Origin of the sequence: Microbacterium saperdae, assembly GCF_006716345.1 — a bacterium.
Taxonomy (GTDB): Bacteria; Actinomycetota; Actinomycetes; order Actinomycetales; family Microbacteriaceae; genus Microbacterium; species Microbacterium saperdae.
The window spans coordinates 2,224,180-2,246,789 of the sequence record NZ_VFOX01000001.1; the positions used below are offsets into that span (position 1 = coordinate 2,224,180).

General features: G+C 68.7%; 21 protein-coding genes. 10 read left to right on the forward strand and 11 right to left on the reverse strand.

Annotated elements, in window-relative coordinates; all coding sequences use genetic code 11:
- Positions 1-14: 14 nt before the first annotated feature.
- Entirely contained in the window at positions 15-269 is a 255-nt protein-coding gene (locus FB560_RS10640; protein ID WP_141872334.1) for a YlxR family protein, read from the reverse strand.
- Positions 270-332: 63 nt separating this feature from the next.
- Positions 333-1,316 carry a transcription termination factor NusA gene (gene nusA, locus FB560_RS10645; protein ID WP_141872335.1) on the reverse strand — a complete coding sequence of 328 codons (984 nt, stop codon included), beginning with the start codon at positions 1,314-1,316 and terminating at the stop codon, positions 333-335.
- 131 nt (positions 1,317-1,447) lie between these two features.
- On the opposite strand from nusA, the gene FB560_RS10650 reads away from it, so the two are divergent.
- Positions 1,448-2,806, forward strand: a complete 1,359-nt coding sequence (locus FB560_RS10650; protein ID WP_141872336.1) for a flavin monoamine oxidase family protein — start codon at positions 1,448-1,450, stop codon at positions 2,804-2,806.
- On the opposite strand, the gene FB560_RS10655 is transcribed toward FB560_RS10650, so the two are convergent.
- From FB560_RS10655 to FB560_RS10665, 3 genes are all read right to left on the reverse strand, one after another.
- A complete protein-coding gene (locus FB560_RS10655; RefSeq protein WP_141872337.1) occupies positions 2,772-3,815 on the reverse strand; it encodes an LOG family protein in 1,044 nt (347 codons plus the stop codon). The genes FB560_RS10650 and FB560_RS10655 overlap by 35 nt on opposite strands.
- A 137-nt stretch (positions 3,816-3,952) precedes the next feature.
- Positions 3,953-5,710, reverse strand: a complete 1,758-nt coding sequence (locus FB560_RS10660; RefSeq protein ID WP_141872338.1) for a proline--tRNA ligase — start codon at positions 5,708-5,710, stop codon at positions 3,953-3,955.
- A gap of 46 nt (positions 5,711-5,756) precedes the next feature.
- The gene (locus FB560_RS10665) at positions 5,757-6,530 is read right to left on the reverse strand and encodes an isocitrate lyase/PEP mutase family protein (protein ID WP_141872339.1); all 774 of its coding nucleotides are present in this window, start codon (positions 6,528-6,530) and stop codon (positions 5,757-5,759) included.
- Between the two features lie 61 nt (positions 6,531-6,591).
- Between FB560_RS10665 and FB560_RS10670 the strand changes: the two genes are divergently transcribed.
- The 3 genes from FB560_RS10670 to FB560_RS10680 all read left to right on the forward strand — a co-directional run bounded on the left by FB560_RS10670 (position 6,592) and on the right by FB560_RS10680 (position 9,351).
- Positions 6,592-8,007: an RNB domain-containing ribonuclease gene (locus FB560_RS10670; RefSeq protein ID WP_141872340.1), complete on the forward strand. Its 1,416-nt coding sequence runs from the start codon at positions 6,592-6,594 to the stop codon at positions 8,005-8,007.
- 91 nt (positions 8,008-8,098) lie between these two features.
- Positions 8,099-9,007 carry a hypothetical protein gene (locus FB560_RS10675; protein ID WP_141872341.1) on the forward strand — a complete coding sequence of 303 codons (909 nt, stop codon included), beginning with the start codon at positions 8,099-8,101 and terminating at the stop codon, positions 9,005-9,007.
- The gene (locus tag FB560_RS10680) at positions 9,004-9,351 is read left to right on the forward strand and encodes a GntR family transcriptional regulator (RefSeq protein ID WP_141872342.1); all 348 of its coding nucleotides are present in this window, start codon (positions 9,004-9,006) and stop codon (positions 9,349-9,351) included. Before FB560_RS10675 ends, FB560_RS10680 begins: the two co-directional genes overlap by 4 nt.
- 12 nt (positions 9,352-9,363) lie before the next feature.
- On the opposite strand, the gene FB560_RS10685 is transcribed toward FB560_RS10680, so the two are convergent.
- Complete coding sequence (locus tag FB560_RS10685) at positions 9,364-10,227, reverse strand: alanyl-tRNA editing protein (RefSeq protein ID WP_141872343.1); 864 nt, start codon at positions 10,225-10,227, stop codon at positions 9,364-9,366.
- 9 nt (positions 10,228-10,236) lie between these two features.
- On the reverse strand, positions 10,237-11,388 hold the full coding sequence (gene ispG, locus FB560_RS10690) for a flavodoxin-dependent (E)-4-hydroxy-3-methylbut-2-enyl-diphosphate synthase (RefSeq protein ID WP_188895140.1): 1,152 nt from the start codon (positions 11,386-11,388) through the stop codon (positions 10,237-10,239).
- A 228-nt stretch (positions 11,389-11,616) separates the two neighbouring features.
- Here ispG and FB560_RS10695 point away from each other — a divergent pair, with 228 nt between their 5' ends.
- Positions 11,617-13,500 (forward strand): anthranilate synthase family protein, encoded by a 1,884-nt coding sequence (locus FB560_RS10695; protein WP_141872345.1) that lies wholly within the window; start codon positions 11,617-11,619, stop codon positions 13,498-13,500.
- 26 nt (positions 13,501-13,526) lie between these two features.
- Here the strand turns inward: FB560_RS10695 and FB560_RS10700 are convergent, their stop codons facing one another.
- Positions 13,527-14,840, reverse strand: coding sequence for a M50 family metallopeptidase (locus FB560_RS10700; RefSeq protein ID WP_141872346.1), 1,314 nt, complete (start codon positions 14,838-14,840; stop codon positions 13,527-13,529).
- Between the two features lie 57 nt (positions 14,841-14,897).
- On the opposite strand from FB560_RS10700, the gene FB560_RS10705 reads away from it, so the two are divergent.
- From FB560_RS10705 to FB560_RS10715, 3 genes are all read left to right on the forward strand, one after another.
- Entirely contained in the window at positions 14,898-15,482 is a 585-nt protein-coding gene (locus tag FB560_RS10705; protein WP_141872347.1) for a hypothetical protein, read from the forward strand.
- 95 nt (positions 15,483-15,577) lie between these two features.
- The gene (locus FB560_RS10710) at positions 15,578-16,273 is read left to right on the forward strand and encodes a YcnI family copper-binding membrane protein (protein ID WP_141872348.1); all 696 of its coding nucleotides are present in this window, start codon (positions 15,578-15,580) and stop codon (positions 16,271-16,273) included.
- A gap of 90 nt (positions 16,274-16,363) precedes the next feature.
- On the forward strand, positions 16,364-17,986 hold the full coding sequence (locus FB560_RS10715; RefSeq protein WP_188895138.1) for a Mur ligase family protein: 1,623 nt from the start codon (positions 16,364-16,366) through the stop codon (positions 17,984-17,986).
- A 7-nt stretch (positions 17,987-17,993) separates the two neighbouring features.
- Here the strand turns inward: FB560_RS10715 and dxr are convergent, their stop codons facing one another.
- Together dxr and FB560_RS10725 are read right to left on the reverse strand one after the other, a co-directional pair.
- The gene (gene dxr / locus FB560_RS10720) at positions 17,994-19,079 is read right to left on the reverse strand and encodes a 1-deoxy-D-xylulose-5-phosphate reductoisomerase (protein ID WP_141872349.1); all 1,086 of its coding nucleotides are present in this window, start codon (positions 19,077-19,079) and stop codon (positions 17,994-17,996) included.
- Between the two features lie 37 nt (positions 19,080-19,116).
- Positions 19,117-20,073 carry an FKBP-type peptidyl-prolyl cis-trans isomerase gene (locus FB560_RS10725; RefSeq protein WP_141872350.1) on the reverse strand — a complete coding sequence of 319 codons (957 nt, stop codon included), beginning with the start codon at positions 20,071-20,073 and terminating at the stop codon, positions 19,117-19,119.
- 123 nt (positions 20,074-20,196) lie between these two features.
- Here FB560_RS10725 and FB560_RS10730 point away from each other — a divergent pair, with 123 nt between their 5' ends.
- Positions 20,197-20,976 carry a lysophospholipid acyltransferase family protein gene (locus FB560_RS10730; protein WP_141872351.1) on the forward strand — a complete coding sequence of 260 codons (780 nt, stop codon included), beginning with the start codon at positions 20,197-20,199 and terminating at the stop codon, positions 20,974-20,976.
- A 30-nt stretch (positions 20,977-21,006) separates the two neighbouring features.
- Here the strand turns inward: FB560_RS10730 and FB560_RS10735 are convergent, their stop codons facing one another.
- Positions 21,007-21,504, reverse strand: a complete 498-nt coding sequence (locus FB560_RS10735; protein WP_141872352.1) for an OsmC family protein — start codon at positions 21,502-21,504, stop codon at positions 21,007-21,009.
- 84 nt (positions 21,505-21,588) lie between these two features.
- Between FB560_RS10735 and FB560_RS10740 the strand changes: the two genes are divergently transcribed.
- Complete coding sequence (locus FB560_RS10740) at positions 21,589-22,584, forward strand: asparaginase (RefSeq protein ID WP_141872353.1); 996 nt, start codon at positions 21,589-21,591, stop codon at positions 22,582-22,584.
- Positions 22,585-22,610: the final 26 nt, after the last annotated feature.

The window sequence follows — 22,610 nt, forward strand, 5'->3', positions numbered from 1 at the left end:
GTTTCCATAGCTGTTCAGCCTTTGTTTCTTGGTGGGTTCTGTTCGAAGGTCCGTGTGTCCAGCTGAGTGGTCACACGCAGTGCTCGTCCGAAGGCGCGTCGCCGCAGAGCAGCTTCCATGCATTCGGGTGTCGGATGCACCCACGCGCCGCGCCCCGGCAGAACAGCACGCTCATCGGAGACGAGGATGTCGTTCTGGGACACCACCCTGAGCAGGGTGGAGCGGGGAGCACGCGTGCGACAACCGACGCACGTTCGTACGGGTTCCATCTTACACCTGCGTTCCGTCTCGCATCGCGCGCGCGGCGACCGCGTCGGCCGGATCCGATGCGATCAGTCGAGCACGCTGTCCGGCTGGATGTCGATCTTCGCCCCGGTGAGCTTGGCTGCCAGACGGGCGTTCTGCCCTTCCTTGCCGATCGCCAGCGACAACTGGTAGTCGGGGACGAGTGCGCGGACGGCCTTGGTGTTCGCGTCCAGGATGAAGGCGCTGGTGACCTTGGCCGGGGAGAGCGCATTCGCGACGAAGGCGGCGAGTTCGGGGTTGTGGTCGACGATGTCGATCTTCTCCCCCGCGAGCTCCTCGGTGACGGCGCGCACGCGTCGGCCGAGCTCGCCGATGCAGGCGCCCTTGGCGTTGATGGACGGGTCGTTCGCGACGACGGCGATCTTCGTACGGTGTCCGGCTTCGCGAGCGAGGGCGACGATCTCCACCAGACCGGCGGCGATCTCGGGCACCTCGAGCGCGAAGAGCTTGCGGACGAGACCGGGATGCGTGCGCGACACGGTGATCTGTGGTCCCTTGAGTCCCTTGGCGACGCTGGTGACGTAGACGCGCAGACGCGAGCCGTGCGCGTAAACCTCGCCGGGGACCTGCTCCTCGGGAGGGAGGATGGCCTCGACGGAGCCGAGGTCGACGTGGATCATGCGCGGGTTGGGACCCTGCTGGATCACGCCGGCGACGATGTCGCCCTCTTTGTCCTTGAAGTCGCCGAGCACGACGTCGTCCGCGATGTCACGCAGACGCTGGCTGATGACCTGCTTGGCCGCGAAAGCCGCGATGCGCCCGAAGTCGTCCGGCGTCGCATCCTCTTCGCCGATGATGGCGCCCTCTTCGTCGCGGACGACCTGCAGGACGGCGACGTGGCCGGTCTTGCGGTCCAGATCCACGCGCACACCCTCGGGTGTCGGCCCTTCCGGGGCGACGTGCTTCGAGTACGCCGTCATGATCGCCTGTTCGATGATCGAGACGAGTTCATCGAAGGGAATCGCCTTCTCCTTCTCGATCCCTCGCAGCAGACTCAATTCGATGTCCATGACGGCCTCCCTATTCAGCTCTCGTCGCGCCTGTGTGCACGCGCGACATCCGTACCACGATACCCTGTGCCCACCGCCGCATGTCACGGCGGGCGCCCCGAGGACGAGCATCGACGCCGCAGGAGGACCCAGTGACCGAGTTCGACACGATTGTGATCGGGGCCGGGATGTCCGGAACCACGAGTGCCCGCATGCTGGCTGATGCCGGACAGAGGGTCGTCGTACTCGAGGCCCGGGACCGGATCGGCGGCCGGATGCACTCGGATCGCTCCGCCGGATTCCCGGTCGATCGCGGCGCGTCGTGGATCCACGGGATCGACGGTTCGCCGTTGTGGGAGCTCGTGCAGGCGCTGGCCATCCCGACGTGGGAGTACACCGTCGGGAGCTTTCAGGCAGGTGGTCGACCGATCGAGAACTTCGATGGCGACGGCCGCCCCCTGGATGCCGCAGAGACAGCGCAGTGGGTCTCCGACGTCGCCGCCGCCGATGCCGCCCTCGCGGAGGAGATCGCCGCCTCCTCCCCCGGCGACACTTACCTCGATGTCACCGAACGCGCTCTCGACCGCAGCGGATTCGCCCCCGAGCGCATCGACGAGATCCGCGAGTTCTTCCGCCACCGGGTCGAGGAGCAGTGCGGTGCGTGGATCGGCGACCTCGACGCCCACGGGCTCGACGAGGACGCGATCGACGGAGACGAGGTCATCTTCCCCCGCGGATACGACGAACTCCCCCGCCGCATCGGCGCCGGTCTCGACATCCGCCTCGAACACGTCGTCACCGCGGTCAGCCGCTCCGCTAACGGGGTGACGGTATCCACCGCGCAGGGCGACTTCACGGCGGAGCGTGTCATCGTCACCGTTCCGCTGGGCGTGCTCAAGGCCGACCGCATCGCGTTCGATCCTGCTCTCCCCGACGACGTCACCGGTCCGATCGATCGCCTCGGGATGGGCGTCTTCAACAAGATCTTCCTCCAGTTCCCGGAACGCTTCTGGAACGCGGAGAGCTACGTGCTGCGGGCCCTGGGCGAAGCCGGGGAGCACTGGCACTCCTGGTATGACGTCTCCGCGGTCAGTGGGATCCCGACGCTGCTGACGTTCGCAGCCGGCCCCTTCGGACGACGCATGCAGGCCCTGCCGGACGAAGAGGTCGTCGCCGATGTGGTGACCGCGTTGCGCCGGTTGTACGGAGATGCCGTGGGGGAACCTGTCGCTCACTGGATCACGCACTGGGGCGACGATGCGTTCTCGATCGGCTCCTACTCGCATCTCGCGCTGGGGTCGTCACACCACGACCATGACGCCCTCGCCGGCCCGGTCGACGGGGTGCTGCATTTCGCCGGAGAAGCGACCTGGGGCGATGAGCCCGCCACTGTCGGCGCCGCGTACTACTCCGGGCACCGTGCCGCGGAGCGGATCCTCGGTCGCCCTGTCGACCTGGCGGCTTTCGCCGCCGGGATCACCGCGCGGGAGCAGCAGACGGCAGCTGGTTGATCGCACCGATCAGCCGGAACAGGTTCCCGACCTGACGCTGCTCCAGGTGCAGAGCGAGACGCGGCAGCTCGAGCACATCGGCGTCCGCGATCTCGGGCTGCCGCGGCTCGACGCGTCGGATCCGCCCGGATGCCAGCATCGAGGCGAACCGCTCGTTGAGGTCGTCGATCTCGGCCTCGGTCGGCGCCACGCGCAGACGCAGGACCAGCTCATCGCCGATCCATCGCAGTGAGTCGTAGTTCCACCAGAATCCGGTGATCTCATCGCGGGCGGCATCGACGGAGTCTGTGATGACGACGCGATCGAAGTCCCCCTCGGAGATGACGCCGGCCGGCGCGAGTTCCTGGTCGATGAAGCGTCGCAGCCCCTGCCAGAACGTGCCGCCGGGTTCGTCGAGCAGCACGATCGGCATCGGTTCGGCCTTGCCGGTCTGTTGGAGCGTCAGCAGCTCGAACATCTCGTCGAGCGTGCCGAACCCGCCGGGAAGACAGATGAACCCGCGCGACTCCTTGATCAGCATCAGCTTGCGGGTGAAGAAGTACTTCATCGCGACCACGTGGTCCTGCCCCGCGACCAGCCCGTTGGCCTTCTCCTCGAAGGGGAGTCGGATGGAGACGCCCAGCGAGCGCTCAGGACCTGCTCCCTCCGCGGCCGCCTGCATGATCCCCGGGCCCGCGCCCGTGACGACCATCCAACCGTCCTGCGCCAGCACCGCGGCGACATCGCGCGCCTGCAGGTACAGCGGATCGTCCTGGCGCGTGCGCGCAGAGCCGAAGACCGTCACCTTGGGCACGCCACGGAACGGGGCGAACAGACGGAACGCGTCGCGCATCTCGGCCAGTGCCGCCGAGGCGATCTTCAGGTCGAGGCGGTCGGCGCCGTCCTCTCCCAGGAGGATCGCCGTACGCAGCATCCGCATCACGAGTCTGCGATCGGAGTGGACTCCGGCCTCATCGAGGGCGGCGTTGATCTCGGCGCTGAGAGCTTCGGGCAGCGGTTCGTCGGTCATGACTCCAGCGTGGCACGAGCGGCGGAGAGGGCGGTCGTCGCAACGCCGAGGTCAGCGACCGTTCACCCGCACGACGACGGAACCAAGAACGCCGTGCCCTCCGCGAAAGGCGGGCACGGCGTTCCGGTTGTCATGACTCAGCGGCGCGAGAGCCGCTCGATCGCCTCAGCCACCGACACCGCGTCGCGGTCGCCGGACGCGCGATCCCACAGCTCGACCTGACCGTCGGCGGCACCACGGCCCACGATCACGATCTTCGGCACGCCGACCAGCTCGGCATCGCCGAACTTCACGCCGGGCGAGACCTTGGGGCGGTCGTCGTAGAGCACGTCGAGGCCGGAGGACTCGAGCTGGGCTGCCAGGTCCTGCGCCACGTCGAACGCGACCTGGTCACGGCCGGCGGCCACGACCTGCACGTCGAACGGTGCGACGGATGCCGGCCAGATCAGACCCTTGTCGTCGTTGTTCAGCTCGGCGATGATCGCCAGGATGCGTGTCACGCCGATGCCGTACGACCCCATCGTGACCGTGACGAGCTTGCCGTTCTCGTTCAGCACCTTGAGGCCGAGCGCCTCGGCGTACTTGCGACCGAGCTGGAAGACGTGTCCGATCTCCATGCCACGGGCGAGCTCGACCGGACCGGAACCGTCGGGCGCGGGATCTCCGGCACGGACATTCGCGATCTCCACGATGCCGTCGGCGAAGAAATCGCGGCCTGCGACCACGGAGTGCGCGTGCTTCTCGTCGAGATTGGCGCCGGTGATCCAACTCGATCCCTCGCTGATGCGGGGGTCGACCAGGTAGCGGATGCCCGTCGCCGATTCCTCGCCCAGGACGGCACCGGTGGGCGACCAGGGGCCGATGTAGCCCTTCACGAGCAGCGGGTTCTTCTCGAAGTCGTCGGCCGTGGCCGTCTCGACCTCGGCGGGCGCGAACGCGACCTCGGCGCGCTTCTCGTCGACCTCACGGTCTCCGGGGATGCCGACGATGACCAGCTCGCGCGAACCGTCGAGGTGCGTGAGCGCGAGAACGACGTTCTTCAGCGTGTCTGCGGCGGTGTACTCACCGTCGAGCACCGCGTTCGAATGCACGACGAGCGTCTCGATCGTGGGGGTGTTCGGCGAGTCGAAGACGACGGGCTCCGCGTCGGCGTCGAAGGCGATCGCCTCGGGCACAGCGGTCGTGAACGCCTCGACGTTCGCCGCGTAGCCGCCGGCGCTGCGCACGAAGGTGTCCTCACCGACCGGGGTGGGGTGCAGGAACTCCTCGCTGCGCGAGCCGCCCATGGCGCCGGCATCCGCCTGCACGATGACGTACTCGAGACCCAGACGCTGGAAGATGCGCTCGTATGCGTCGCGCTGCGCCTGGTAGCTGGCCTCGAGGCCCTCGTCGGAGGAGTCGAAGGAGTAGGCGTCCTTCATCGTGAACTCGCGTCCGCGGAGCAGGCCGGCACGCGGGCGTGCTTCGTCGCGGTACTTGTCCTGGATCTGGTAGATCGTCAGGGGAAGATCCTTGTACGAGGAGTACAGGTCCTTCACGAGCAGCGTGAACGCCTCTTCGTGCGTCGGAGCCAGCAGGTAGTCGCCGCCCTTGCGGTCCTGCAGACGGAACAGCAGGTCGCCGTATTCCTCCCAGCGCCCCGTGGCCTCATAGGCCTCGCGCGGCATGAGGGCCGGGAAGTGGACTTCCTGGGCGCCGGCGGCAGCCATCTCCTCGCGCACGACGGTCTCGATCTTCGACTTGACCCGAAGACCCAGTGGCAGCCAGGCGAAGATGCCTGCGGCCTGACGGCGGATGTATCCGGCGCGGATCAGGAGCTTGTGCCCGATGACCTCCGCTTCGGCGGGGTCCTCACGGAGCGTACGGAGGAAGAAGTTCGATAGACGAGTGACCACGGAGCAAGTCTACTGACCCGCGGTCACTCGTCTTCGTCGCTCGTGATCAGTTCAGCGCAGGGAGTCCGGAGGGGACCACTCCGCCCTTGTACAGGCTCGCGGCGAGCTCCTGCAGCGCCGTCAGTGCCACGCGCTGCGGGAGCGGGCCGTACGAGATGCGTGCGACGCCGATCTTCTCGTACTCGGATGCCGCGAGGGCACCGGGAACACCGATGACGCTGACGTTGCGCTCTCCGATGCCCTCGACGAGCTGGCGGGTCACGTTCGCGTCCAGAAGCCCGGGGACGAACACCGCGGTCGCACCGGCGTCGATGTAGGCGCGTCCGCGCTGGATCGCGTCCGCGATGCTCTCCTGCACCGGGCGACCGCCGGCACGCACGAACGCGTCGGTGCGGGCGTTGAGAGCGAACGGCACTCCTTCGGCCTCTGCTGCCTTCACGATCGCTGCGACGGCCGCGACCGACTCGTCGAACGGCTTGAGCCGGTCCTCGATGTTCGCGCCGACGACGCCGACGCCGATCGCGAGACGCGTGGTCTCCCCCGCGTCTCCGTAGCCGTCGTCGAGATCGGCGCTGACGGGGACACGCACGGAGGCTGCGATGCGACCGACCATGTCGATCATGAGATCACGGGGCGTGGTGCCGTCCTCGTAGCCGAACGAGGCGGCGATACCGTGCCCCGCGGTGGCGATCGCGTGGGTCTCGGGGAGAGCCGCGACGGCGCGGGCGGATACGACATCCCACACGTTCACGACACGGAGGATCTCCGGAGCGTCATAGAGTCCGACGAGGGTCTGGGCCTTGGCAGCTGCAGTGGTCATGACACCACGCTAACGCGCCACGTCCGCGAACGGGCCGTGTTGCGCGCCTAGTCTGGGAAACATGCCTCAGCGCCGATCGCACGTCGCTCCTTCCGCCGCGCAGACGGAACTCGCCTCAGCACTGGCTGCCCTGAGGGAGTCCTCGGATGCCCCTGTGGAGTTCTCCGCCGAGGTGCGTGCGGAGGCGGAGGCCTCTCGCGCCGCAGCGCCCGAGCTGGACCTCCGAGACATCCCGTTCGCCACGCTCGACCCGAAGGGATCGCGAGACCTCGACCAGGCCTTCCACCTGGAACGACGGTCGGGCGGATATACGGCGCGGTACGCGATCGCCGACGTCCCCGGGTTCATCACCCCCGGAGGCGCGGTCGATGCCGAGGCACGGCGTCGCGGTCAGACGCTGTATGCCGCGGATGGGTCGATCCCCCTGCATCCGCGGGTGCTGAGTGAGGATCGGGCCTCTCTGCTGGCAGAGGTGGATCGCCCGGCACTGGTGTGGACGTTGGCCCTCGACGAGATCGGCACGGTCTCGGACTTCCGGCTCGAAAGGGCCCTCATCCGCTCCCGCGCCCAGCTGGATTACGTGTCGACTCAAGCCGCGCTGGATCGCGGTGAGGACGGCCCCTGGACGCTCCTCCCCGAGGTGGGGGCACTGCGCATCGAGCAGGAGCGACTGCGCGGAGGAGCGAGCCTGAACCTCCCCGATGAGGAGGTCATCCGCACGGAGGACGGGGCCTACGCGATCGAACGACGTCGGCCTCTGCCGGTCGAGGAGTGGAATGCGCAACTGTCTTTGATGACCGGCATGGCCGCGGCCTCGCTGATGCTCGATGCCGGCGTGGGCATCCTGCGCACCATGCCGCAGCCGGATGAGAAGTCCTTCGACGCCTTCCGGCATCAGACCGAGGCGCTCGGACGCCCGTGGACATCAGGCGACTACGGCGAGTATCTTCGCGGCCTGGACCGCGCCGATCCACTGACGCTCCCTGTGCTCGAAGCGGCATCGATGCTGTTCCGCGGCGCGGGCTACGTGGCCTTCGACGGCGCGGCGCCGTCGGCCACGGTGCAGGCCGCGATCGGCGCCCCTTACGCCCATGCGACCGCGCCCCTGCGCCGCTTGGTGGATCGCTGGTCGCTGGCCATCTGCCTCGCGGTGTCACGCGGAGAGGCGGCACCGTCCTGGGCGCGAGACTCGCTCGCCGAGCTGCCGGCGCTCATGCAGGAATCGGGCCAGCGCGCCTCCCGATTGAACTCCGCGACGATCAATGCCGTGGAGGCCGCCCTGCTCACCCCTCTCGTCGGTTCCACGATCGAAGCGACGGTGATCGAGCTGCGTGGCGAGCGGGCCACGATCCAGATCGCGGAGCCGGCTGTGACGGCTTCCGCTCCGGTGCCCGTCGGGGCGAACCCGGGAGAGGTGGTCCGCCTCCGAGTCGCCCGCGCCGACATCAGTCGTGGCGAGGTCGAGTTCGAGATCTGATCCGGCTCGGTATGGAGCGGACGCGCACTAGCCATATGTGTTGATCAACTGATACATTTTGTATCAATGAACTAAGACATTTGGAGGAGCGATGCTCACCATCCTGCTGCTCGCCTCCGCTCCGATCGCGGTCGCCGTGATCGTGGCCATCGGCATCCGCCTGATCAATCTGCCTCCGCTCCCCCGACTCGGCGCACCGGCCTCCTGGCTCACGGTCGCGGCAGGCGGCGTTCCTGCCGTGGCGACGGCCGCGCTGGTGTGGCTCCCGTTCGCCATCCCGCCGCTCGGCTTCTTCGACCTCGATGTTCGGGCGATGGCACCGCTGCTGCTCGGCATCGCCGCCGTGGTCCTCCTCGCCGTCCCTCCGGCATCGCGGCGCCGCGGGGCGGTGGCGCAGATCTCCCGGCGGACGGTCATGTCCTTCGTCTCGCCGCGCTGGATCATCACGGCGCTGGCGGTCACGGCGATCATCACGATCCTCTCGGTCGCTGCCGGCAACGCGTCGACACTCGACGAGCAAGGACGCTTCACGACCTACACCATCTCGATCGGGACCACCGGCACCGAGATGGGCACGGGCATCTACGGCTGGCACTACTCCGTCCCCGCGCTCACGGGCGTCGCCGCCCTGCTGGTCGTGACCGCCGGAGCCTGGGCGCTCATCCCCCGCCCGGCATGGGGCGAAGACCCGCAGCAGGATGCCGCCATGCGGCGTCTCCGCGCAGCGAACATCGGCCGCGCCGCCTGCGGTGCGCTGCTCATCCACCTCTCGGTCGTGCTCCGGTCGCTGGGGGGCACCGCCTCGCTGCTCGGCAGCACGACGACCACGGAACTGGGCGCGGTCTCGGTCACCCCGCCGTTCGCGGCTCTCGGTCCGACATTGGACTGGTGCGGCGTCCTCGCCCTGGTCGCCGGCCTCACGATGTGGATCGTCATCGCGCTCACCGCGATCCCCAGCCCCGCTCGGCAGCCGGCTCCCCTCACCGCATCCGCCTCATGATCATCGCGCTCACGCCGACCGGCGGCACGCCGGCGGAACAGGTGCACAGCCAGCTCCGCGGCCTTATCACGACAGGACGACTCGCGGCGGATGAACGCCTGCCTTCGGTCCGCCAGCTCGCCTCCGATCTCGGAATCGCCCCCGGAACAGTGGCGAAGGCCTATCGCCAGCTCGAGGAGGACGGACTCGTCGTCTCACGGACCGGTGCGGGCACGCGCGTGAGCCGCGCGGCCACGGCCGTGTCACAGGAGGTCGCGGATGCGGCCCGCGCGCTGGCCGATGCCGCCAGCCGCAACGGCCTGACGGTGGCCGATGCCGAACGCGTCCTGCGCGCGATGTGGTGACTCTCCGGAGGATCAGGCCGCGGGGGTGGCCGTGGTCGTCATCACGAGGAGTTGCGGGTCGCTGAGATCGAGAGCCACGGAGATCGAGTGGAACTCGGCGAGCGAGGCGACATGCGTTCCTCCGCACAGGATGACGGCTTCCCCGTCGGGCAGCGCGCAGTGCCAGCGGCGGCGATCCACGATCGTGGGGCCTTCGGTCACGATCCGACTGGTCGCGGCCGAAGCCACCCACGCCGAGAGCTGCGCGTTGATGGTGGCCTCTCGCTCCGCCAGGGTCGCGGCGAACGTCTCGGTGTCGAACCCCGCGCGTCGCAGACTCTTGCCGAGACGGTACTCATCGACACTGCCGTCTTCGTGGATGCGGCTGGACTGGTTCGCGCGCGCCTCGAAGTCAGGGTTTCCGAGCGCATCGGCTCCGGGGTCCTTGCGCCACAGGTCGGCGACGGCGAGATCGAGCGCGAGTGAAGCCAGGTGGCACGCCGTGTGCCCCCGGCTCAGGCCGGCGCGGTGCGCGGCATCCACCTCGAGTCGCACGGCCGTGCCTGCGGCCAGCGTCGAGGGGACGTCGCCGTCCACCCGATGTCCGACGAGCCAGGTCCATCCCTCGGCGCCGCGCTTCACCGGGATGTCGGCGCCGACGGCGAAGTCGCCCTCGTCGCTGATGGCAGCCATGAGCGCCTCGGCGACCGCCACCTGCGCGCCTCCGACCACGAGAGCGCCGGAATCCCCGGGTTGATCCGGCCACGTGTGGTCAACCGGGTGGAAGGGCGTCGCATCGACCACGACGATCATCCCCTCGGAGGAGGATTCGACACGGGTGACGATGCCTTCCCCGATGACGGATCCGTCGGCGAAGGTCACGAGAGTGGCAGGCATGGAACTCGCTCAGACCGTGATGACCTGGGCGGTGCCGACCGTGGCGTCGGGACCCATCTCCGCCGCGATGCGGTTCGCCTCTTCGATCAGCGTGGCGACGATCTCGGCCTCGGGGACGGTCTTGATGACCTCGCCCTTGACGAAGATCTGCCCCTTGCCGTTGCCGGAGGCGACGCCGAGGTCGGCCTCACGAGCCTCGCCCGGGCCGTTCACCACGCATCCCATCACGGCGACGCGCAGCGGGACGGTCATGTCCTTGAGACCCTCGGTGACGTCTTCCGCGAGCGTGTAGACATCGACCTGGGCACGCCCGCACGACGGGCAGGACACGATCTCGAGCTTGCGTTCGCGCAGGTTGAGCGACTGCAGGATCTGGTGTCCGACCTTCACCTCTTCCGCGGGAGGCGCGGAGAGGGAGACGCGGATCGTGTCGCCGATGCCCTCGCCGAGCAGGATGCCGAACGCCGTAGCGCTCTTGATCGTGCCCTGGAAGGCGGGCCCCGCCTCGGTGACACCGAGGTGCAGCGGCCAGTCGCCCCGCTCGGCGAGCTGGCGGTAGGCCTTCACCATGACGATCGGGTCGTTGTGCTTGACCGAGATCTTGAAGTCGTGGAAATCGTGCTCCTCGAACAGCGACGCCTCCCAGACCGCACTCTCCACGAGGGCCTCGGCGGTGGCCTTGCCGTACTTCTCGAGAATGCGACGGTCGAGGGAGCCGGCGTTCACGCCGATGCGCAGCGAGACGCCGGCGGCTTTGGCCGCCTCGGCGATCTTGCCGACGTTGCCGTCGAACTCGCGGATGTTGCCCGGGTTCACCCGGACCGCGCCGCACCCGGCATCGATCGCGGTGTAGATGTACCGCGGCTGGAAGTGGATGTCGGCGATCACGGGGATCTGACTCTTCATCGCGATGATCTTGAGGGCGTCCGCGTCATCCTGATGCGGCACGGCGACACGGACGATCTCGCAGCCGGACGCCGTGAGCTCGGCGATCTGCTGCAGAGTGCCGTTGATGTCGGTCGTCTTCGTGGTCGTCATGGACTGCACGCTCACGGGCGCGTTACCGCCCACGAGCACCTTGCCCACCTTGATCTGGCGAGTCTTACGGCGAGGGGCGAGGACTTCGGGGATCTTCGGCATCCCAAGATTCACTGCTGGCACCCCTCCAGACTACGCCGCCCGGATGCACACAGGCTGGATGTCGGGTGCAGTCGTGCGACGTCACGCGCCCGGGAAGGCCGTGCCCCATGTGGTAGTTTCGGCCCATGCTCGCGAACCAGACCTGGTGGCCCGCCTCCTAGGCGGTGTGTTCGCGTTCCCACGAATCCAGACCGCCTCCGGGGCGGTCTTTTCGTTGAGCCGAGCCGGAGCCCTGCACAGGAGACATCGATGACCCTCTCACGACTCGCCGAGCTCAGCGCCGACCCGAGCGCTTCCTTCGTGCTGATCGCACGCGACGGCGCCGACTCCGTCGAGCTGCTCTCCGGAGAGGTCGTCGATGTCGATCTCCTCGCCGACATCCCGTTGACGATCGACGGCACGCCCCGCGAGGTCTTCGCGCTCGTCCCGTACCGCCAGGTCCGCGAGCGCGGCTTCGTGGCACAGGATGACGGCGCTCCCCTGCGCTGCATCGTCGTCGACGAGCATCTGACCCTTCCGACGCCCGCGCTGATCGACGCGCTGCCTGCCACCCCCGTGCCGCTGCAGGACGCCGGCTTCGACATCGCCGATGAGGAGTACGCCGCGATCGTCGAGAGGGTCATCGCCGACGAGATCGGCCGTGGCGAGGGCGCCAACTTCGTGATCCGACGCGACTTCACCGCGCGGATCGACGTCGATGATCGCACCGCGGCGCTGACCTGGTTCCGTGCACTGCTCACTCACGAGCGCGGCGCGTACTGGACCTTCGCGGTCTTCACGCCCGACCACATCGCGGTCGGCGCGAGCCCGGAGGCGCACGTCGTCGCACGCGGCGGCGTCGTCACCATGAACCCCATCTCGGGCACCTTCCGCCACCCTGCCGGCGGCTCGACACGCGAGACGCTCGTCGAGTTCCTCTCCTCCACCAAGGAGACCGAGGAGCTGTTCATGGTGGTCGACGAGGAACTCAAGATGATGAGCGCGGTCTGCTCGGACGGCGGACGGATCACGGGCCCGCACCTCAAGGAGATGTCGCGACTCACTCACACCGAGTACATGCTGCGTGGCCGCAGCAAGCTCGATCCGCGGGACATTCTGCGCGAGACGATGTTCGCCCCCACGGTCACCGGATCGCCCATGCAGAACGCCTGTGCCGTCATCCGTCGGCACGAGCGTCAGCCCCGCGGCTACTACTCGGGCGTGGCGGCTCTCTTCACGCCGAACGCGGACGGGGGGCACGACCTCGACGCGCCGATCCTCATCCGGACCGTCTATGTGCAGGGTGGCGCACTGCGCGTGCCGGTCGGCGCGACGTTGGTGCGTCACTCGGATCCGCTGGGTGAGGTCAGCGAGACCCATGGGAAGGCCGCCGGCGTGCTCGGCGCCATCGGCGCCATCGACCGCGACCGTGCGGCCGAGGCGCGCAGCGATGCGGATGCTCCCGCCGCCGAGGTCGCCTTGGCCGATGACCCGACGATCGCCGCGCTGCTGTCATCACGCAACTCGCGCCTCGCGGACTTCTGGTTGAACCCGCAGGGTGAGGACGCGGACGGACCGTTCCAGGGGCGCACCGCCGTCGTCGTGGATGCCGAAGACCGCTTCACCACCATGCTCGCGCATCAATTGCGCCATCTCGGGCTCGATGTCACGATCGCCCCCTGGAGCGATGTGACGGATGCCGAACTCGATGCCGCCGATCTCGTCGTCGCGGGACCGGGCCCCGGTGACCCGCGCGACACCGAGAACCCCCGGATCGCCCGGATGCGCGCCGTCGTCGCACGCCGAGCGGACGCGCACCGGCCGCTGCTCGCGGTGTGCCTGAGCCACCAGATCCTCAGCGACCGGCTCGGCATCTCCCTGACGCCTCTGGACGCCCCGCACCAGGGACTCCAGAAGTCGGTTCCGGTGTTCGGCGAAGACGCATCGATCGGTTTCTACAACACCTTCACCGCACGCGTCGCCCCCGGGACGACCGCGGTGGCGGGCGCCGAGGTTTCAGCCGACGCCGCGACAGGAGACGTGTACGCCCTCCGCGGCGATAGCTTCGCCTCGGTGCAGGGCCACCTGGAGTCGATCCTGTCGCGCGACGGCATCCGCACGCTGAAGCGTCTGGTCTCGCACGCGTTCGCCTGAGCGCCCGCTGCCTCCCGCGGCGACGATCAGCCGAGGATGTCGACCGGTCGGAACAGGTCGGCGACGATCAGCAACGCGCCCATCGCGATGAGCAGTGTCGCGACGATCACGGTGAGCGGCACCAGCTTGGTGGCGTCGACGGGAGCGGGCGGGGGGCGACGGAAGAGCTTCGCCCAGGCCCTCTTGATCCCCTCCCACAGCGCGACCACGATGTGACCTCCATCGAGCGGCAGCAGCGGGATCAGGTTGAACACGAACAGCGCGACGTTGAGGGACCCGAGCAGCCCCAGCAGCCCGAACATCCGGTTCAGCACCGGAGCTTCCGTGGCGGCGACCTCACCGGCGAGACGACCGACGCCGACGACGCTGAGCGGCCCGTTCGGGTCGCGCTCCCCGCCGGTGACGAGTGCCACTCCGACGTCCCAGAGGCGGACGGGGAGCGTGACGATCAGCGAGCCGACGCGCGCGACGGTGTCCCCCGTCATCTCCACGCCCGCAGTCAAAGGCTGCGGCACGAAACCCATCTGGGCGCCCATTCCGACATAGCCGACCTTCTTGACGACCGGTGCGCCCTGGTCATCCAGGAGGGGCTGGCCACTCGCGTCCGTGAGGGTGCGATCGGCGGCGACCGGGGTGATGCGCAGGGTTTGCTGCGCGCCGTCGCGCTCGACGACGAGGTCGAGCGTCTTCCCCGGCGCGGCCTGCACGATCGCGGTCGCTTCGGAGAACGTCGAGACCGGAGTGCCGTCGATCGACACCAGGACGTCGCCGGGCATGATGCCGGCCTCGGCCGCGGGCGTGGCGGGATCATCGGGTCCACATTCGGTCTGGGTGGAGCCCGAAGGCACGACGCACTCGCTGACGGAGGCGATCGTGGTCGTGCCCTGCTGAAGCCCGATGCCGGAGAGCATCACCGTGAAGATCACGACCGCGAGGATCAGGTTCATCAGCGGGCCGCCCAGCATCACGATCACGCGCTTCCAGACGGGGAGGCGGTAGAAGACGCGGTCCTCTGCACCTTCCGCGATCGTCTCGTCGTTCGCGGAACGCGCGTCCTGGATCAGGGCTCGGAACACGCCCTTGGCCGGCCCCGTTCCGCTGGAGGCCGGGTACATGCCCGACATCGAGATGAAACCGCCCACTGGGAGCAGCTTGAAACCGTACTCCGTCTCCCCGATACGCTTCGACCACAGGCGCGGCCCGAAGCCGATCATGTACTGGCCGACGCGCACGCCGAAGAGCTTCGCGGGGACGAGATGGCCGACCTCGTGCAGACCGATCGAAAGGCCGAGGCCGATCAGCATGAACAGGATGCCACCCACATAGAGCAGGATTTCCACCTGCTCACGCTACAGCGCCGCGTCTAGGAATCCGCCCGGCACCCGTAGTGTTGTTCCGTGACCTCTCGGCAGCTGCGACTGATGCGTGCCATCGTCGTCTCCGCCGCCGCCACACTGATCGCCGCCGTCTCGCACACGATCGGCGGTGGCGATGCTCCGCATCCGCTGCTCATCCTCGCCGTGTCGGCTCTGATCACCCCGCTGTCGGCAGTGCTGATCGGGGTGCGGCGCTCTCGGATCCGGACGGCCGCGACCGTCCTGGTCACGCAGGCGGCGTTCCACGTCGTGTTCCAGGTGCTCGGCGCGCCGACCGTCGGCGGAGTGACCGCGTCGGGTGCGTACTCGCATCATCTGGATCTCTCACAACTGGGCGCCCTGTCCTCTCTTCCGGCTCCGAGTGCCGCGATGCTGGGCGCGCACGTGGTCGCCGCAGCACTCACCCTGTTCCTGCTCTGGCACGGCGAATCGTTGCTCCAGACGGTCGCTGACTGGGTGCAGGCCCTCCTGGGCTCCGTGCCGCTCGTCACCCCGCCCGAACATCGCCGACCGTCTCGCCTCGTCTCGACGCTCGTCGCCCTCACCGACACCGCTCTCACCGCCGCCGTCTCTCGGCGCGGTCCCCCCGCTCTCCTGCGCGGCTGATCCGCCGCACGAGCGGCGTCCTCATCCCGAGGACGCCTTCCCCGCGGAAGCGTGCCCTCGGCGCGCCCGCCACCCCTGACGCAGGAGAGAAGCACATGTCCCGTTCCACCTTTTCCCCCACCCCCGCACGCTCGCACAGGTTCGCCCGCGTGGCGGCCGCCATCGCCGGAGGAGCACTGCTCGCCGTCGCCGTACCGACCATGGCGAGTGCTCATGTCACCGTCTCCCCCGACCAGCTCGTCGCCGGGGACCACGGCGTTCTGACGTTCGCGTTCTCGCACGGGTGCGAGAATTCGCCCACGACCGCCCTGCGCATCACGATGCCCGAAGGGCTCGCCTCTGTGTCGCCGACCCTCGACGGAGACTGGACGATCGACGTCGAACGCGGCGAAGACGGCCTGGTGTCCGCAGTGACCTACACCGCGCTCTCCCCGGTTCCCACCGATCTCCGCGGTGCCGTGAGCATGGGCGTCGGGCTGGATGAGGACACCCCGGACTCGCTGGCGTTCCCCGTCGAGCAGAAGTGCGTCGACGGCACCACCGAATGGACCCAGATCGCGGAGAACGGCGAGGATCCGCACAGTCTGGATGCGCCCGCTCCCGTGGTGACGGTGGCCGCGGCGACGGGGACCGGCCATGGTGATGACGCGACCCACGGTGCGGACGCCGCCGCCGAGTATCCCGCGGCCGCTGCGGAGAGCCCCTGGGGGATGATCCTCGGCGCCGGTGGCCTCGTCGCCGGCCTCGCGGCACTGGTGGTGTCCGTCCTCGCCTACCGACGCAGGTCGTGACCGTCCGGCACGTCCCCTCTCCGGTCGTGTCCGGGTGAGGGGACGTGCCGCACCGGGATCTCGGCGTCGACATGAGATCATGGATGCGACATGTCGATTGAACAACAACCGAGCCTGCCTCCCGTGCTCCGCCCCGCGAACCCGCCCCGGCGTGAGCTGTCCGAACTCGTCTCCCGATTCGCCCGCGACGTGCGCGGCGATGTGACGGGTATCACCGTCTCCGGCATCACGCTCGCCACCGCGGATCTCCGCGCCGGCGAGGCGTTCGTCGCGATCCAGGGCGTCAACCGCCATGGAGCGGATTTCGCCCCGGCAGCAGCCGAGAAGGGCGCCGTCGCGATCATCACGGATGACGCAGGTGCCGCGATCGCCCAGGACGCCGGGCTGCCGATCATCGTCGTGGACGACCCCCGCGGTGTGCTCGGCGATCTCAGCGCCTGGGTGTACGGCACAGGTTCCGACGACCCGCTGCCGTTGCTGTTCGCGACCACCGGGACGAACGGCAAGACGAGCGTCTCGCATCTGCTCGAAGGCATCCTCGACCAGATCGGTGTCGTCACCGGGCTCTCCTCGACCGCCGAGCGTCACATCGCCGGCGAGGTGATCGTCTCGCGCCTCACCACGCCGGAGGCATCCGAGTTCCACGCGCTCCTCGCTCTCATGCGCGAGCGCGCCGTCGAGGCCGTGGCTGTCGAGGTGAGCGCGCAGGCACTGTCCCGTCATCGTGTGGACGGCATGCACTTCGATGTCGCCGGATTCACGAACCTCAGTCACGACCACCTCGACGACTACGCCGACATGGAGGAGTACTTCGAGGCGAAGCTGCCCCTGTTCCGTCCGGATCTCTCCACGCGCGGCGTCATCTGCCTCGACTCGCCGTCGGGCACGATCGTGGTGGATCGCGCCGAGATCCCCGTGGTCACCGTGGGCACGCCGTCGATCGCCGCCGACCCCGCCGTCGCGGAGAGCGCGGACTGGGTCGTCGTGATCGACGAGGAACGCGCAGCCGGCACGACCTTCACCATGACCGGACCGCTCGGATCCCTCACCACGACCGTTCCCGTGATCGGGCCGCACATGGCGGCCAATGCGGCACTCGCGATCGTGATGCTGCTCGAAGGCGGGTATACCTGGGAGCGCATCGCCGAGGCTCTCGATCGCGACGGAGGCATCCGCGCCTATCTGCCCGGTCGCACGCAGCTCGTCTCGGGTGACACCGGCCCCGCGGTCTTCGTGGACTTCGGCCACTCCCCGGACGCTTTCGAGAAGACTCTCGCCGCCGTCCGCCGCGTCACCCCTGGCCGCGTGCTGATGCTGTTCGGCGCCGACGGCGACCGTGATGCCAGCAAGCGCTTCGACATGGCCCGCACGGCCGTGGAGGGAAGCGACATCCTCGTCGTCACCGACCACCACCCCCGCTTCGAAGATCCCGAGTCAATCAGGGCCACCCTCATCTCCGGCGCCCGCACGGCACGCCCCGACGCGGAGATCCACGAGTACTCACCGCCGGAGCGCGCGATCGTCGCCGCGGTCGGACTCGTCGGCGATGGCGACGCGATCCTGTGGGCAGGACCCGGACACCAGGACTACCGCGACATCCGTGGCGTGCGCACCCCGTACTCCGCGCGAGAGCTCGCGCGCCGCGCACTGCGCGCAGCGGGATGGCCGGTGCCGGATTCGCGCTGGCCCGTCCCCTACCCCGACGAGGACTGAGCCGGCCTCAGGCCCCGGCAGCGATCAGCCGGTCCGCCTTCTGGCGCGCCCAGATCTCGGCTGCGGCCAATGACTCGACCGTGAGCGCGTCGGGAGGCTCATGGGCATCCACCACGCGAGCGATCGTGTCGACGATGCCGAGGAACGAGAGCCGTCCCTCGTGGAACGCGTCGACGGCCTGTTCGTTCGCGGCGTTGTACACCGCAGGGAATGTCGCGCCGGCACGCCCGACCGCCTTCGCGAGCGCGACCGAGGGGAAGGCCTCGTTGTCCAGCGGCTCGAAGTTCCAGGACGTCGCGGTGGTCCAGTCGAGCGGTCGCCCGACGCCCCCGACGCGGTTCGGCCAGTCGAGGCCGAGTGAGATCGGCAGGCGCATGTCCGGCGGGGAGGCCTGCGCGATGGTGGACCCGTCGATGAACTCGACCATGGAGTGCACGACCGACTGCGGGTGCACGACGACGTCGATGTCCTCATAAGGGATGTCGAAGAGCAGATGCGCCTCGATGACCTCGAGGCCCTTGTTGACCAGTGTCGAGGAGTTCGTGGTGACCATGCGGCCCATGTCCCACGTCGGATGCGCCAGCGCCTCGGCAGGAGTCACCGACTCCATATCGGCCCTCGAGCGCCCGCGGAACGGGCCGCCTGACGCGGTGACGACCAGTCGCCGGACCTCCGCATGGGTGCCGCTGCGCAGCGCCTGAGCCAGCGCGGAGTGCTCGGAATCGACGGGCACGATCTGGTCCGGTGCGGCCGCCGCGAGCACCAGCTGGCCACCGACGATCAGTGACTCCTTGTTCGCCAGCGCCAATGTGCGACCGGCCTTCAGCGCTGCCAATGTGGAGCCGAGACCGATCGAACCCGTGATCGCGTTGAGCACGACGTCGGCTTCGACGTCACGAACCAGCTGCTCGGCCTCATCGGCGCCGAGCGCCGTGTTCTCGACTCCGAACTGCGTCGCCTGCTCGTCGAGCATCTGGCGGTTGCTCCCGGCAGCGAGCCCCACGAGTTCGAATCGTCGGGGATTGGCTCGGATGACGTCGAGCGCCTGTGTGCCGATGGAGCCGGTGGAACCGAGGACGATGATGCGACGCATGCCGCCAGCCTATGGCACGCCCTCGGTCCCGCCGCTGCTACTGCGAGACGGGAGTCGTGGCGAGGATGTCGACCACGAACACGAGGCTCTCCTTCTGGAGCTCGTGGCCCTCGGTCGCTCCATAGCCATCGGACGGGGGCATCACGACGATGACCTGCGAGCCGACCTTCTGGCCCTCGAGCGCGAGGCGGAAGCCTGTCACGACGCCACTGGTCTGGAACTGCGAGGGGGTCGCGTCCCGGCTCCAGCTGGAGTCGAACTCCTCGCCGTCCGACCACTTGACACCGCGGTACTGCACGACGACGAGGTCGCCGGCACCGACGGTCGCGCCGTCGCCCTGCTTGAGGATCGCGATCTCCGTCTTCGCGGGGGCGTCGCCGTCGGGGATGGTGATGGTCGGGGCACCGTCATCGTCGAGCTCAACGGTGGGGAACCCGGGAGTCGGGTCGACCGGGGTGCCGGTGGCGACCTCGGGAAGGTGCTCGATCGCTTCGGCGTAGACGACGACGTTGCTGGCGCCCTCGCCGAGAACGCTGCCGGGCAGAGCGAGCACGACCTGGGAGCCGACCGGTTCGCACTCGAGCGCTGCGACGAACAGCGACGACTGGTTCGTGTCGAGCAGGACGGGGATAAGTCCCTCTTCGCCGCGTGCGGAGGAATCCAGTACTTCACCGGAGGTCGCGTCCACGATCTGGTACTGCACCGAGACCAGGTCGCCGACGCCGATGTCGTCGCCGTCACCCGCGGCGACGATCGTGCGCTCGACACCCGCGAACGGCGCGTCGGCGGGCACGGTCACCTTCGCGTCGGCACCTTCACCGTCGACGACGACAGCGTCGGAGGTCGCGCCGGGCTGCGCGTCGAGGGCGCAGCTGCTCGACGCCGTCGGCTCGGGAGTGCTCGAGCTCTCGGGCGAGGAGGTGCCGGAGCATCCTGCCAGCAGAAGGGTCGCCGCAGCGACGGTGGACAGGACGATGAGCGGACGCTTGCGCACAGTGAGACCTCTGGATCGCGATCGGGACACTCCATCCTCCCCTATTCCCCTTTGGCCGCGCTGGGAGACGCGGCGCGATTCTTCATTCCAGCGAAGGCATGAATCCCGGAGTAACCTGCTCTGATGACCTCTGAGCAGTCCGTCGAGCCCGAATCCTCGCCTGAAGAGACTGCGAAGCCTCGTCACGCCGGATTCACGTACACGCTCGGACGCAGTCTAATCACTCCCCTCGCCCGGATCGTCTACCGGCCACGGATCGAAGGCCGGGAGAACGTTCCCCCCACCGGCCCGGTGATCTTCGCGAGCAACCATCTCTCGTTCATCGACTCGATCGCGATCCCCGTGGCGGCACCACGTCCCGTGCACTTCCTCGCGAAGTCGAGCTACTTCGAGGGCACCGGCTTCCGCGGCTGGATGAGCAAGACCTTCTTCGAGTCGATCGGGGCGATCCCCGTGCGACGGGGCGCCGGTCAGGCGGCTCTCGACGCGCTGGATCTGCAGCGCCAGCTCCTCGACGAGGGGCTGACAGTGGCTCTGTATCCCGAGGGCACCCGCTCGACGGACGGTCGACTCTACAAGGGACGCACCGGCGTCGCGTTCCTCGCGCTCCAGACCGGGGCCCCCGTCGTCCCGGTGGGTCTCGTCGGCACCGACAAGGTCATGCCCGTCGGAGCGAAGATGCCGACGCTCAAAGAGCGCATCACGGTGCGGTTCGGTGAACCGCTCGACCTCTCCCCCCACGGTCCGGCGACCAGTGGACGGGCTCGACGCCTCGCCACCGACGAGATCATGGCGGCGATCCATGGCCTCTCCGGTCAGGAGCTCGCCGGCGCGTACAACGAAGCACCGGCGCAGGGCACGATCGAGAAGATCATCCAGGCGCTCCCGCACGAGCGCCGCTGATCGAGCCGTCCGCCCGGCTCGGCGGCACGCTCACGCCTGGGCGGTGACCGTCGCCTCGTGACGCACGGGGAAGTTCATCGAATTGGCGATGAAGCACCACTCGTTCGCCTGCGCGTGGGCGCGCTCTGCAGCCTCCACCATCGACGCATCGGCGACCACCACTTCGGGACGCAGCATCACCTCGACGAAGGCGCCACCGCCTGCACCGTTCTCGCGCATGAGCCCGGTCGCCTGATCGCGATACGACACGACGACGACGCCGGCGGTGACGCACGCGTGCAGATACGAGAGCAGATGGCACTCCGAGAGCGATGCGAGCAGGAGGTCTTCCGGGTTCCACCGTGCAGAGTCGCCCCGGAACGGCTTGTCTGCCGACGCGAGCAGATCGGGCTTACCCTGCACCTCGATCGTCACATCCCGCCGATAGTCCCGATACCCGCTGGTTCCCGAGCCGGCATTGCCCGTCCAGGTGGACGTGAGTGCATAGTGGTGCTCGCCGAGGACGTGAGGTGTGGGGTGTGCAGCCATCTGCCCAGTCTGCCACCGGTGTGCGACAGCGGCACGCGCCGGCGCGGAGGGGGTCGCGGCGAGCACCGACGGTAGGCTGGTCCGGTGCTGGAGACTCTCACCGTTCAGGAATCCGTCGAACTCGCCGTCGTGGAGCGCAGCGGCTTCATCGAGTCCCGCCATGCGGGCGCGGCCGTCGTGCTGTCCGCTGACGGCGAGGTGATCGCGCGTCACGGCAACGCCGACGCGCTGATCCTTCCGCGCTCCAGTCTCAAGCCTCTGCAGGCCGTGGCCTGCATCACTGCCGGCGCCGTGCTGGAGGGCGAGCAGTTGGCACTCTCGACGGCGAGCCACGTCGGAACGGATCGTCACGCGAACACGGTGCGCGACATGCTCACCGAGGGCGGTCTCACCGAGGATCACCTCGGCTGCCCGCCCGCATGGCCGAGTGACACCGCCACCCGGGACGAGATGGTGCGAGAGCACGGCGAACCAGCTCGCGTGCGGATGAACTGCTCCGGCAAGCACGCGGCGATGCTGCGCGCCTGCGTCGCGACCGGGTGGGCGACGGACGGCTACCTCGATGCGGCGCACCCCCTTCAGGCACACATCCGCGACGTGATCGAGCGCCTGACCGGCGAGAAGGTCGCCCACACGGCCATCGACGGCTGCGGCGCCCCCGTGTACGCGTTGACCCTCACCGGGCTCACCCGCTCGATCCACCGCATCGGCACCGCATCCGACCGCTCGCCGTTCGCCCTGCACCGTGTGGCCGGATCCCTCGTGCGCGCGGTCCGCGAGAACCCGTGGACCATCGAGGGCCCCGGTCGTCCTGACACCGTCGCGATCGAGAAGCTCGGAGTGTTCACCAAGGGCGGAGCCGAAGGCGTCATGGTGATGGTCGCACCGAACGGCACGACCGTCGGCCTCAAGATGCTCGATGGTGCGTCGCGGGCGTCCACGATCGTCGCCGCGACCCTGCTCGCTCGCGCGGGTGCCGTCAGCGAGGCCGATGTCGCCGACCTGTCCGCCGCTCTTCCGCTCTTGGTGCTCGGTGGCGGTACCGAAGTGGGCGTCATCCGCCCCGGCGCCGGGCTTTGATCGTCTGATCCCACCCAGCCGGCGGA

What these genes read in the sequence shown, in the direction of transcription:
- FB560_RS10640 (WP_141872334.1), bottom strand. Translation starts at nt 269, where the DNA reads ATGGAACCCGTACGAACGTGCGTCGGTTGTCGCACGCGTGCTCCCCGC.
- FB560_RS10670 (WP_141872340.1), top strand. Translation starts at nt 6,592, where the DNA reads ATGCCTCAGCGCCGATCGCACGTCGCTCCTTCCGCCGCGCAGACGGAA.
- FB560_RS10685 (WP_141872343.1), bottom strand. Translation starts at nt 10,227, where the DNA reads ATGCCTGCCACTCTCGTGACCTTCGCCGACGGATCCGTCATCGGGGAA.
- FB560_RS10710 (WP_141872348.1), top strand. Translation starts at nt 15,578, where the DNA reads ATGTCCCGTTCCACCTTTTCCCCCACCCCCGCACGCTCGCACAGGTTC.
- FB560_RS10680 (WP_141872342.1), top strand. Translation starts at nt 9,004, where the DNA reads ATGATCATCGCGCTCACGCCGACCGGCGGCACGCCGGCGGAACAGGTG.
- FB560_RS10735 (WP_141872352.1), bottom strand. Translation starts at nt 21,504, where the DNA reads ATGGCTGCACACCCCACACCTCACGTCCTCGGCGAGCACCACTATGCA.
- FB560_RS10655 (WP_141872337.1), bottom strand. Translation starts at nt 3,815, where the DNA reads ATGACCGACGAACCGCTGCCCGAAGCTCTCAGCGCCGAGATCAACGCC.
- FB560_RS10675 (WP_141872341.1), top strand. Translation starts at nt 8,099, where the DNA reads ATGCTCACCATCCTGCTGCTCGCCTCCGCTCCGATCGCGGTCGCCGTG.
- nusA (WP_141872335.1), bottom strand. Translation starts at nt 1,316, where the DNA reads ATGGACATCGAATTGAGTCTGCTGCGAGGGATCGAGAAGGAGAAGGCG.
- FB560_RS10715 (WP_188895138.1), top strand. Translation starts at nt 16,364, where the DNA reads ATGTCGATTGAACAACAACCGAGCCTGCCTCCCGTGCTCCGCCCCGCG.
- FB560_RS10730 (WP_141872351.1), top strand. Translation starts at nt 20,197, where the DNA reads ATGACCTCTGAGCAGTCCGTCGAGCCCGAATCCTCGCCTGAAGAGACT.
- FB560_RS10665 (WP_141872339.1), bottom strand. Translation starts at nt 6,530, where the DNA reads ATGACCACTGCAGCTGCCAAGGCCCAGACCCTCGTCGGACTCTATGAC.
- dxr (WP_141872349.1), bottom strand. Translation starts at nt 19,079, where the DNA reads ATGCGTCGCATCATCGTCCTCGGTTCCACCGGCTCCATCGGCACACAG.
- FB560_RS10695 (WP_141872345.1), top strand. Translation starts at nt 11,617, where the DNA reads ATGACCCTCTCACGACTCGCCGAGCTCAGCGCCGACCCGAGCGCTTCC.